Source organism: Rhizobium sp. BK312, assembly GCF_014193605.1.
Classification (GTDB): Bacteria; Pseudomonadota; Alphaproteobacteria; order Rhizobiales; family Rhizobiaceae; genus Rhizobium.
Genome location: NZ_JACHZP010000016.1, coordinates 59,698 through 71,597, shown reverse-complemented (window position 1 = coordinate 71,597; position 11,900 = coordinate 59,698). Strand labels below are relative to the sequence as shown.

Here is an 11,900-nt window from a genome sequence, read left to right as displayed (position 1 = left end):
AGATACCAGCGCACGCACAGCAAGATCACCGACTGCTCGAAATGCCGACCTTTGAACATTGCCAATCTCCGCGACTTCCGGAGATCAATGCCATGTCACCAGTAACCAGGAAGTTTGCAACAGAACCGGGCGGTGCTTGGACTCGATCAAGTTCATCAGCATGTCGGCAAAATGCTGGTGGCCGAATGCGTCCCTTGATTGCTCGCCGAGTTCCTTGTCCAGGATGCTTGGCATGGCGCGCTTTTGACTTGATCTTGTTATCGTATCCATGGCTTCCCCCAATCGGCATAAAAGCTACGCTACGTTGCAGTGTCGTCAAATCGAATTCTACCAAGCAGTTAAAATCGGTGGGAGATCAGTTGCCAAACTTCGTTCGTTATGGCGTGATCGGTATCCGCTCGGAAACCTCCGCCGGCAGACTTAGGCGATCATCAGCCGAAAACATTCGCAATCAGCCGCGGTGTCGCGGAAGGCAACCGCGATGGATTCAGACCATTCTTCCGGTAAAACGACAGAAGTCTTTCACGCCCGCGGCTTCCTCGCTCAAGTGGAAGAAATCGCAATGCGTTTCGGCGGAATATCTTGTCGCAGGTGTTATTGGAGAGACCACAGTCGTTCCGCAGGAAGGCATTGACGCTCCCGACGTAATGATCGTAGCCGGCCTCCTTGCCGAGCATTATCCAGTCACTGCCGTAGAGAATGTGGTCGCAGCCAGGGTCGAACGCTGCGATCCATTTCTTGAACGACGAGGCCATAAATACCCGTTGCTTGGGTCCAGCCGTCAGGACCTCAGACAGATAGCTGATGTCAGCGACAACATTTCGATGCGAATTGCCTTTGATATATTCTCCGAGACGCCATTCCCAACTCCCTTCCGGCAAGGGGAGCTTTTCCCGTCCTGCCGACCGCGCGTCAAACCTGCCAAAATGTGCAATGCAGACCCTCAAGGATGGAAACGCTTCGAATACGGGAATCCAATAGGCTGGATCCCCTCGCTTTTCGTAGTTCGGACCAGAGCCATTCGACGCATAGCCGTGGGCAAGGATTGGTGCATCGAGCGCTACACAGAGTTTGTAGAGATCCCACAACGCTGCATCGAGTTCTTTATTCGGCATAAACCCGAGAGCATCGACAGTTCGCTTCGGATAGGGAGGCTGGTTGCCCGACGGGCGGAATCCCATTGGCGGGTATAGCTTAACGCCTATGAAGCCATGATCAGCCAAGGCCTCCCGCGCTGTCGCGAGCGAGCTCACCTTCGTTTTGTGAACCCGGAAGGCAACTTCACGGAGCGGATCAAAGCCCATGTAGCCATGGAGGAGTGGACCCGACTTAACCTTGGCCATTTGCCGGGAAATCTGGTCCATCACCACCATCTGGCGCGGTAGCGGAGAATTATCCACCGTTTCGTAAAGCCAGAGATCATAGTCAACAAGCGCCGGCGTCAACATCACCGGCTCAAACCCTTGTCGGCTCGTATCGGAGATTAGCTTTTCGACAAGAACATGTCGGTAAAGGCGAAATAGGCTGAACCAGTTCAGGTATCGGCTGATCGGGCCGATGTTTTGAAATGCTCGCTGGCTGGCGCTACGCGCTGCCATCGGTGTCATCGGCTGATTGGCCCGAAGGGATCTGACCTGCTCGCCGAGCATGAAATTGAGGAAGCTTTCCTCCGCAGACGGCTGGCGTTTCTTCTGTTCGACTTCCGCCATTACACTGATACGCTCTCTCCAGCGGCGGTCGACATTAAGTAGAAATCGCGCAGTGTCTTCAATAGCAGCCGCACGCGCCTTTTCGACGGACAATGCGCTCGGTCGGGCATTCTTCCCAGTTGCTAGAAAAGTGATCTCTTCATCGGCCGTCGGTGCCTTGTCGGCGCCGAGAAGGTGCAAGAGCAATTCAATGGCTACATCGGTCGCGTCGCGATCCCCTATAGCCAAGGTTCGATAGGCTTGCTTGGGATAGTCCTCGAAGACAACCTGACGCAAGAAGCGCGCGGCGGGCAGATCAGATGCGTTGAATACGTGGCAGTGCGCGTCGATTATTGGAACGCTTGCGCCATTGGTGGATGGGCCATCGGTCGTACACCCTGTAGCAAGTGCAACGGCCGACAACGACGCCTGCGTCAAAAAATCACGACGTAGCATGGAAGGTCCCTCAACCCATGATCGGATGCAAGCATAAGCCGATCAGATGCGCAAGAGGTTCTCGTTATGGTGAGCGCTCTAGCGAATGAGATATCACGTTTCGCTTTAGGCAAAACTTGACGGACGATGCTCCGGATTTGCCGCATGGCCAATCATTTGATGATGCTGGTCGGGACGGCGCATGTGCGGTAGTCAAATGGCGTAAAGCTCCACCAACTTCCCAGCTATGACGAGATAATTCGGATTGAATGCGATAGATTTTCCATCAGATCGAGGTCGCCATCCGGCTGTTAACGTTAGTTCGATTCTAAGCATCTGCTTTTTCAGCTTATTTATGTTGACCGTTCCGGGTCGCCGGTTCTGATCCCTTCACATCATACGGAGTACCAGCACCGACAGCTGTCACCCGGCAGTGCCGGGTGACAGATCCTCCGTCCGATGTTGATGACGGCCGGTCCGATCGATGTCGTCAAGACCTGATGAACGAGAGCAGGTCGGGGTTGAGGACATCCGCATGCGTGGTCAGCATGCCATGGGGATAGCCGGGGTAGGTTTTAAGCGACCCGTTCTTAAGTAGATCGACCGCACGCGGCACGGAACTTGCGAACGGGACGACCTGATCGGCCTCGCCATGCATCACCAGCACCGGCACGGTGATCTTCTTGAGGTCTTCAGTATAATCTTCGAGCCAGGAGTCGACAGTTGCATAGTGTGCCAAGGCGCCGCCGGTCATGCCCTGACGCCACCAGTTCGCAATCACTGCCTCCGAAGGTTTGGCCCCGTCCAGATTGTAGCCATAGAACGGATTCTCAGGGACGAAACGGAAGAACTCTGCCCGGTTGCCCAGCACGCCTGCACGGATCGCTTCGAACCATTCCGGCGGTTGACCGGCGGGGTTGTTCTCGCTCCGATACATGTTCGGCGTCAGTGAGGCGACCAGCACCGCCTTGGCGACGCGCTCCGGATGGCGAGCGACATAGCGAGCCACCTCCCCACCACCCGTCGAGTGACCGATATGGATCGCGTCGCGCAGGTCGAGGTGTTCCGTCAGGGCTGCGAGGTCGGATACCCAATGATCCATGTCGTTGCCGGTGCTGGGTTGGTCGGATCGACCGTGGCCGCGCCGGTCGTGGGCGATCACCCGATAGCCATGATGTAGGAAGAACATCATCTGGGCATCCCAGTCGTCCGCGGTCAGCGGCCAGCCGTGGCTGAAAACGATCGGCTGACCTGAGCCCCAGTCCTTGTAGAAGATCTTTACGCCGTCTTTAGTCGTGATCGTGGACATCGAATTTGCTCCGTTTGCTGCTATCTGCAAAGCCATTGAAAGAAGACGCACGTGGTTGCTCTGGCTTCAGAAGGCAGCCGGCCCGTGCCGACGGGTGTCACCCTGCTGAAGCTCGAGCCGTCGGCACAGATGCCGCGGCAGAACACGATGTGTTGGTCTAATTTTCGTTATCTGCTCGCCCTGTTGAGACAGGTAGGGAATAACTGTTAAGGCGAGCGGCAACAAAGACTTTGTCTGGCCAAGCTATGCCTGAGCGGTATAGTAGTGCTTCATGGATCTTCGTCACCTTCGCTATTTCGTCGCGGTGGCCGAACGCGGGAGCGTTTTGGCGGCTGCACAACAGCAACTCAACACGTCACAGCCGTCGCTGAGCCGTCAAATCCGCGACCTAGAGGCCGAGATCGGCGTGAAATTGCTGGAGCGGCAAGCGCGCGGTGTATCGCTCACGGAAGCTGGGAAAGTCTTTCTGGATCACGCGAGGCTGGCGCTTGCGCAGGTCGAAGCCGCGGTTGAAGGCGCCCGGAGAGCCGGGATGCCGGAGAGGCCCGTGTTCGCTATCGGGTTTCTCGCCGGCCATGAGGCTTGGCTTCCAAGCGTGATGCGCATTCTCCGGGAAGATGCCCCAGGCGTTGAATTCAAACTTTCAAGCCAGTCGTCTCCTGAACTTGCTCTCGCGCTAATGCGAGGAGATCTCGATGCGGCACTTCTTCGGCGAGAGAAAAACGCCGCCAATCTATGCTTCATAAGCCTGTTTGAGGAACCACTGGTCGCGATGGTACCTGTTGATCACCATTTGGCGGAACGCGAGGCAATCTCACCCGAAGAACTTGCTGAGGAAATCTATGTTGGTTCCGCGACCGCTTCTCCAGCGGTGGACGCAGTTGTCAGAGAATATGCTGCAAGGGTTGGCATCAATCTGAAGCCTAAGTTCGATGCCGGAAGCCTTTCAGCGACAATTTCTGTCGTTGTATCAAGTGGAGGAGTTACCCTGATCCCGGCCTATGCCAAGGATCTTTTGACCCCGAATGTCGTCGCGCGCCCTCTGGCGGGCATACCCCCGACAATCGAACTCACCTTGGGTTACAACCCGACTAACAGCTCTCGCCCGCTTCAGAATCTGTTGTCTCAGAAAGGGCAAATCTTGAGAGCGAGGTGATCGCTTTATCGAGCAGCAAGCAAGCCAACGCTTGCAACAACGATTCAAGCACAACCGTCGGGCACGCCCCTGACTGCAGCCATCAATCACCGGCTTGAGGTTGTGCAGGTGTGGTGCATTGATAGTAACCGAGGAGGCTCATTCTACTAACGACAGAGAACATTGCCATAAAAATTCAACGCGCTGAGCAAATCGCAGATATGAGGCCGAGGGTTCAAATCTATTCAAGGCGGGTATCATTAACTTTCGCAAATAGTGCCCATTGCAGGGATTAAAGCTTAGGTCATTGAATGACGGCTTCGCGCCCCATATCCAATAGTGGGGCATCCCCGCACAGACTCCTAGACCGTGCGGCAGCATCATGTTGCGCCTCCGACAGGGGCATCATGGCCGCCTCAAAACTCCCCATGCTGCCGCGTGGCAAAAGTCGGGAAAGCAAGTCTCGATTGAATCGAGAGCTTGCGACAGGGAGCTGTTCATCATGGGTTATTTGATGATGACACCGGACAAACGACTTTAACTGCGAACGGGGCGCTGGATTGACATACCAGCGGCATCAAAGGACTCTTGCCGAGGCTGAGCAAGCCCTACATACTGGTTCCTATAGGATGATCTCATGGGCAAAGGTGAAACCCATCTATCAAAGCTAGCTGGACATGCGGAGGTACTGCTTCGCGGGGAGATGTTCGACCAATTCGGTGCTCTTTGCTTTCGCAGCGACCAGCAGGGTGCCCTTGAAATCTTGCTCGTGACAACCCGCGAGACGCGGCGTTGGACTATCCCAAAGGGTTGGCCGATCAAGGGACTGAAGCCGCATGAAGTGGCCGAACGTGAAGCGTGGGAAGAGGCAGGCGTGAAGGGCAAGGCGAGGAAGAAAGCCGCCGGCTACTATACATATCTAAAAACCTTGTCTGACGGTAGCAAGACGCCTGCCATGGTGGAAGTTCACCTGCTGTCTGTCGACAAAGTCTACGAGAAATTTCCTGAATACAAAGAGCGCTTCCTTGAATGGATGTCCCCGTTGGAGGCAGCGCGACGGGTCAATGAGCCAGAGTTGAAGGGCCTTTTGATCACGCTAGAAGCTGGTGGTTTGGCATAGGTGATGCCGATATGGAGGCCCCTTGTCGCATGAGTGGGAAGGTCGGCTAGGTCATTCGCTTCAACAATGCGACCAGGACGCGCGTACGGTCGTTGGCCTCGAGTGAGAGGACCCGATGATCCACCAGATCAGCGATCGCCAGCAAGACCTCGCGTCCGACCAGCCTACGGAGATCGCCGCGCTCACCAGTTCCTAAAAAGCCGCTTGAAGTGGATCCTGGCATCGGATGTGCCGGCTTTGGCAATCGTATATCACCGCCACCGAAAAAGATTCTGGCTCCCCACACTCTTATGCAGCAACCCCGTTTCGGGCTCAATAGTAACGCTGACGCCGATAATGGGGACGGTGCCGATGATGTCGTGGATCATGCCAATGGCGGTAATGACGATAGCCGACCGTCTGAACAGACGATTGAACTTCCGGCTTCGTCATATTCATAATCGGCGTGGCTGACGCCGCGCCGGCTCCCAAAAGCAACCCGACACCTAGGATTCCAGCAAGTAGAGTTTTGAAGACCTTCATAGTGAACCTCCCTGATCTTCCTTATCGTGAGACCTAAGGACTGATTGAGCGGTGAATGGACGTACGCGTGGAGCAGCGCTGGCGTAGGCCGCATTAGCGCGCGACGTGATCCTGTCACGACATTCCAAATCAGGCTAAGACAGGTCGGAAATTTCGCGCCAACATTCACTTTTGATGGTGCGTCAAGGCCGACATGGCCTATAGGAACTGCCACCACCACGGCTTGGCCCTGGTCCCGTCCCCGCCGCTCCAAGTCCCGATATGTTGCAAGCTAAGGGGATACCATCGCGCACCATGTTCGCCCGCAGGAAGAAACAGTGACTACGACCGAGAGCTTACCGTCTGACATCTACGCCATTGCCGACGTCCATGGGCGCGCCGATCTTCTCGAGGCCATGCTTGGATACATCGCGACTGCCTCGAATGATCATCGAGCCAAGCCGGTCGTGATCTTTCTAGGCGATTTGATCGACCGCGGGCCAGACAGTCCAAAGGTACTCGATCAGGTTTGTTCGACACTCGACATTTATCCGGGTTCTCAGCTAATCCTTGGCAACCATGATTTTTACCTGCGTGAGCTCCTTCGTGGCGCCCTCACCGATGAGGACGCCGTCAACTGGATGGATTGGGGAGGTGTCGCAACGGTGAGCGCATATTCCAAGCGCCCGGTGCCTGATTTCGAGAACATCGCCGCGGATATCCGCCGCGTCTTCCCACACCATGTGGACTTGGTAGAAAACGCGCTGACATTCAAGGAGATCGGGCGCTTCTGCTTTGTGCACGCCGGAATACGCCCCGGTGTTCAGCTTGCAAATCAAAGCGATTACGACTTGCGCTGGATCAGGGCGGGCTTCCTCGACCATATGGACGTGTTTGACCATGTCGTTTTGCACGGTCACACGATCACGAAGTCGCTACGACCCGAAGTCTACTCGAATCGCATAGCTTTGGATACCGGAGCGTATCGGACTAGCCGGCTGAGCGCCGCCGTAATCAGGCGCGATGAGCTTTCACACTTCATATGCACCGAGCTAACCGGGACCGGTACCATCCAAGTCGGCGAGTGGCGACCCGACTAATCGCCAAGAGAAGGAGATCGAGTTTCAATGGTCTCCATAGTAGATCCTTGTGCCTCAAAATGCTGAAATGTTAGCGAAATTAAGCAAAAGAGACGCTGGGGCGGTGGTTCGATCTCGTCAAGACCGACACTTATGGCTGTCGTCGTAAAGCCCATGGCACAACGGAACAACCGTGTGGGAAGTTTGAACGTGCTCGAGACGGATCAAAATGCCCTAGAATTGCCGTTGCTTCTAAAAGGATTGGGTAAACCATAGCGGTCTCGAATCGTTCTCTCCTCATAGGACGTCCTATAGACCCCTCGTTTCTGAAGGACGGGAATGACCTTGTCGATGAATTCCTCGATGTCGTCTGGTGCGCGCTGTGGCTGCAATGTGTAGCCATCTACGGTCCCATCGGCCCAGAGATCGACTATGGAATCTGCGATTTCTTCAGGCGTTCCGAGAACCAGTCGGTGATGGCCTTCGGAACGACGCACGGCCTGCCGCGCCGTCAGTTTCTCGTGAGCGAGAAGATCGGACAAGCCGAGGCCCATGCCAACAGCCTGGATGCGATTGGGATCGGGGATGAAACGCTCTGTCTCCAGGATTGCGTCGGGATCGAAGCCATGCGGGTCGATGTCGTTGTCTTTGACAAAACGTGCAAGCAGTCCGTCTTCCGAACCGGCTCCGCTGAAAAGCTCGTGCTTGCGCAGCGCCTCGGCTCGGGTCTCCCCCAGGATGGCGACAAGACCCGGGACGATGCGGATCCCGGAGGGATCCCGTCCAAGCTCGATGGCGCGGTCCCTGACCTTCTTGCCGAAAGCCTGGCCCGCCGCGCGCGACAGAATGTTGCAATAGATGATCTCGCCGTGGCGCGCGGCAAGTTCGATGCCACCCTCGGAGGCGCCCGCTTGGGCGATGACCGGGTGGCCTTGAGGCCCAACCGGGACATTGAGGGGTCCCTTCACCGTGAAATAGTCACCAGCATGGTCTATCGCCTGCGCGGTTGCCGCATCCCAGAAGCGGTTTTCGGGGATGTCGCCCTCGCGTGCCGGGTCCCAACTCGACCAGAGCTGCTTGGCGACATCGAGGAATTCGGATGCCTTTGCATAGCGTTCGCTGCGTGGTGGCAGTGGTTCCGCTCCGAAGTTGGCGGCGACATTCGGGTTGAAGGACGAGACGATGTTGATAATCAGGCGGCCGCCGGAAATGATATCCGTCGACTGGGTGCGCCGGGCAAGATTATAGGGCGAGTTATAGGTCGACGACATGGTGGCGACAAAACCGATGTCGGGCACCTGCGCGGCCAGGGCCGTGCAGAGGATCAGGGGATCGATGGTGTGGAACGGGCGTCCGTTCGGATCGGTCATCAATGCGGGATGATCGGAAAAGAACACCGCGTCGAACAATCCCTTGTGCGCCAGCTCGGTCAACCGGCGATAATAATCGGGATCGTTGATGTCATGCCGGGTGCCGGTGCGATATCGCCAGGCATTGGCGAGATAGCCTGTCGTGTTGATGCCGACATTGAGATTGAGCTGTCGTTTCGAAATTGTCATGCGGCTGGGCTTTCGTTCCGGAAGACCATGCACGCTAGTTTGTAACGTCAATTCCCTACAGAATTTATAGACTAATATTGTGAGAGCAGAGGGAATTAACTTCCAGTCTCTGAGGGCTAAGAAGTATGTTGCCAAGCCGTTCCGGTCCTAACGCCAAATATCGCGAACTACGCGAAGGATTGCTTTCGTTATGCGCTAGAAAAACTGTCTTTGGATTTCGGATTTTCAAAAGAATGCTGCTTGAAACGGGACGCGAGCCCGAAGAACCCAATCCATCGGAGCGCAACCTATGTCGATCAATCGTCGCCAATTCCATCAGTTGTTGTTGCTTGGGGGCGCCGGCCTTGCGTTCGGCATTCCGCAATTCGCTCATGCTGCAGAGATACCGGTTAGTGGCGGAACCTTGAACTGGGCCTACTACCCCGATCCCACAGCACTGATCGCGATCAACACCTCGTCCGGCACGGGGCAGGCGATTGGACCGAAGGTGAACGAGGGATTGCTCGATTTCGATTACGATCTCAACCCCACTCCGCTTCTGGCGACATCGTGGTCGGTAAGTGCTGATGGCCTTCGCTATACGTTCGTGCTCCGCAAGGGCGTCAAATGGCACGATGGCAAGGATTTCACTTCCGAGGACGTCAAATTCACCATTTTCCGGCTGAAGGAAGCGCATCCGCGCGGGCGTATCACCTATCAGAACGTCACCGCTGTCGAGACGCCCGATCCGCTGACGGCCGTCATCGTTCTGTCCAAGCCGGCTCCTTATCTGATCTCCGCGCTCGGCAGTTCGGAATCGCCGATCGTGCCGAAGCATGTCTACGAGACCTTCAAGCCAACCGAGCAGCCGACCCTTGCCCAGACGATCGGCACCGGTCCTTTCATCCTCAAGGAATGGGTGCCCGGCAGCCATCTGATCTTTGACCGAAATCCGAATTATTGGGACGCCCCGAAACCCTATCTCGACCGGGTCGTTCTGCGCGTCATCCTCGATCCGGCGGCAAGGGCCGCGGCTCTGGAGACGGGAGAGATCGACATTGGCGCAAACCCGGTGCCGCTTTCGGATATCGAGCGGTTGAAGGCCAATGCCAACCTGGTCGTCGATACCACGACCTATGCCTATTCGGGGCCGCAGCAGCAGCTGTTCTTCAATTATGAGAACGAAATTCTCCAGAAGAAGGATGTGCGGCTTGCGATCGCCCATGCGATAGACCTGCAGAAGCTCGTCGATATCGCCCTCTTCGGCTATGGTCAGGTTTCGCCAAGCCCGATCAGCACGGCGCTGCCGAAATGGTATGATCCGAGCATCAAGGCGCGCGAACCCGATCCCAAGCTTGCCAACAAGCTGCTCGACGACGCCGGCTATCCGCGCGGTGCCAGTGGCACGCGCTTCAAGCTCCGGCTTGCCTATAATTCATTCCTGCAGCCGTCTTATGCGGACTTCATCAAGCAATCGCTTGCCGCGGTCGGCATCGATGCCGAGATCCTCAAGCTCGATCTCGCCACCTTCCTGAAGACGGTCTACACGGATCGCGCCTGGGATCTGGTCATCGAATCCCTGTCCAACACGTTCGACCCGACGCTTGGCGTGCAGCGCGCCTATTGGTCGAAGAACTTCAAGATCGGCCTGGTGTTCTCCAATGCCAGCCATTATTCCAATCCGGAGGTCGATGCGGTTCTTGAAGCGGCCGCCACCGAGCCGGACGAGGGCAAGCGCCGGCAGCTCTGGTACAAGTTCCAGCACATCATCCATGATGATGTCGTCTCCGTCGATCTGGTGGCGGCGGGCGCGCAGATCGTTGCCAACAAGCGGGTCAAGAATTTCGCACCCGGTGCGCAGGGCATCAACAATAGTTTCGGCCAGATATGGCTGAGCCCGAATGCCTGAGCTGGGCAAGCAGGTTGTTTGTGAACGGAGCCGGCTTATCCAAGCCGGCTCAAGGCGTTCCTTGCCGCGATCGTGCGGATCATATGGCTCTGTGGCGCGTGCGAGCGGGCGGTGATCGCATCGCGATGATGGCGCTCCAGCTGGAAATCGCGATTGAGGCCAGGATTGCCGGCGAGCTCCAGCGCAAGGCTGGTGACGGCGACGGCATTGTCGATGACGACATGACGAACATGCATGCCGTCCATGCCGACCGGTCTTCCGGCATCGACATCCTCTCCGAGCGAGCGCAGTAGCCGGGCGTTCGTTGCAAGTCGGACCTCTATCTCGCCCAAGCCATCCTGGACGCGCGGCACCGTCGCGATCGGAGTACCAAGGCTCGCGGGCGTGTGGCTGCTGGCGAAGGCGAGAACGCGGTCGCGGGCAGCGCTGGCGACGCCGTGATAGACCGCACCCAGCAGGCCGAAGAAGAAGGCAGCGGCATGTTCGTTGCGGCGGATCGGTTCGGTGGTGGGCTGTGACTCGATCATATCGTCAATCGGGATCGATACGTCATCGAGAATGATGTCGTCGCTCGCCGTCGCATGCATGCCGGCCGCATTCCAGCTCTTCTCGATCCGAAAGCCCGAGGCATCGGTCGGCACCAGAAACGAGGCAAGGCGCGGTTCCTGCTCATCGGTGACGGCCAGGAGCGATACCCATCTCAGAATGGGAATGCCGGTCACATAGCTTTTATGGCCCGTGATGCGCCAGCGATCGCCGTCGCGGCGCGCGATCGTTTCGGGCAGGGCGCCATGGGCGGGTGAGCCGATGCGCGGTTCTGCCTGTGCGTTATTGATCAGCGCCACGCCCTGCCTATTTGCCGACAGTACGCGCTCCGCCAGATGCCGGGGCCAATTGCCGAGGCGGCGGATAGTAAAATGCGAGGTGTAGTGCATGGCAAGCACCAGCGCGGTCGACGGCTCGCCCCGGGCGATCTCACTGATAACGGCCTGTGCCGATGTCAGGCCCCCGCCGTGACCGCCATGATCGCGGTCGCTGACGAGGCCGAGCAGGCCGGCATCGAAAAGCCGGTCGAAATTTTCGAAAGGGAAGGCACCCGTTGCATCGTGATGCGCGGCTGTCCTGGAAAAATCATCGGCAAGGTTTTTTGCCTTGCCGATCAGATCATCAGTGGTCTCTGTCATCT

General features: G+C 56.9%; 9 protein-coding genes. 4 read left to right on the top strand and 5 right to left on the bottom strand.

From position 1 onward, the window contains the following. Nucleotides 1-84 precede the first annotated feature (84 nt). The 3 genes from FHT85_RS29400 to FHT85_RS29390 all read right to left on the bottom strand — a co-directional run bounded on the left by FHT85_RS29400 (nucleotide 85) and on the right by FHT85_RS29390 (nucleotide 3,432). The gene (locus FHT85_RS29400) at nucleotides 85-270 is read right to left on the bottom strand and encodes a hypothetical protein (protein ID WP_183774968.1); all 186 of its coding nucleotides are present in this window, start codon (nucleotides 268-270) and stop codon (nucleotides 85-87) included. Between the two features lie 161 nt (nucleotides 271-431). Further along, nucleotides 432-2,144, bottom strand: a complete 1,713-nt coding sequence (locus FHT85_RS29395) for an amidohydrolase family protein (protein WP_183774965.1) — start codon at nucleotides 2,142-2,144, stop codon at nucleotides 432-434. Nucleotides 2,145-2,613: 469 nt separating this feature from the next. Next, nucleotides 2,614-3,432: an alpha/beta fold hydrolase gene (locus tag FHT85_RS29390; protein ID WP_183774962.1), complete on the bottom strand. Its 819-nt coding sequence runs from the start codon at nucleotides 3,430-3,432 to the stop codon at nucleotides 2,614-2,616. Between the two features lie 271 nt (nucleotides 3,433-3,703). Here FHT85_RS29390 and FHT85_RS29385 point away from each other — a divergent pair, with 271 nt between their 5' ends. The 3 genes from FHT85_RS29385 (at nucleotide 3,704) to FHT85_RS29375 (ending at nucleotide 7,288) form a co-directional block, all read left to right on the top strand. Then, a complete protein-coding gene (locus tag FHT85_RS29385) occupies nucleotides 3,704-4,588 on the top strand; it encodes a LysR family transcriptional regulator (protein WP_183774959.1) in 885 nt (294 codons plus the stop codon). 616 nt (nucleotides 4,589-5,204) lie between these two features. Beyond that, a complete protein-coding gene (locus FHT85_RS29380; protein ID WP_183774956.1) occupies nucleotides 5,205-5,687 on the top strand; it encodes an NUDIX hydrolase in 483 nt (160 codons plus the stop codon). An 839-nt stretch (nucleotides 5,688-6,526) separates the two neighbouring features. Then, on the top strand, nucleotides 6,527-7,288 hold the full coding sequence (locus tag FHT85_RS29375) for a metallophosphoesterase (RefSeq protein WP_183774954.1): 762 nt from the start codon (nucleotides 6,527-6,529) through the stop codon (nucleotides 7,286-7,288). Nucleotides 7,289-7,491: 203 nt separating this feature from the next. Here FHT85_RS29375 and FHT85_RS29370 read toward each other — a convergent pair whose 3' ends face one another. After that, nucleotides 7,492-8,826, bottom strand: a complete 1,335-nt coding sequence (locus FHT85_RS29370) for an NtaA/DmoA family FMN-dependent monooxygenase (protein ID WP_183774951.1) — start codon at nucleotides 8,824-8,826, stop codon at nucleotides 7,492-7,494. 289 nt (nucleotides 8,827-9,115) lie between these two features. Between FHT85_RS29370 and FHT85_RS29365 the strand changes: the two genes are divergently transcribed. Further along, the gene (locus FHT85_RS29365) at nucleotides 9,116-10,714 is read left to right on the top strand and encodes an ABC transporter substrate-binding protein (RefSeq protein ID WP_183774949.1); all 1,599 of its coding nucleotides are present in this window, start codon (nucleotides 9,116-9,118) and stop codon (nucleotides 10,712-10,714) included. Between the two features lie 35 nt (nucleotides 10,715-10,749). On the opposite strand, the gene FHT85_RS29360 is transcribed toward FHT85_RS29365, so the two are convergent. After that, nucleotides 10,750-11,898 carry an acyl-CoA dehydrogenase family protein gene (locus tag FHT85_RS29360; RefSeq protein WP_183774947.1) on the bottom strand — a complete coding sequence of 383 codons (1,149 nt, stop codon included), beginning with the start codon at nucleotides 11,896-11,898 and terminating at the stop codon, nucleotides 10,750-10,752. Between the last annotated feature and the right edge of the window lie 2 nt (nucleotides 11,899-11,900).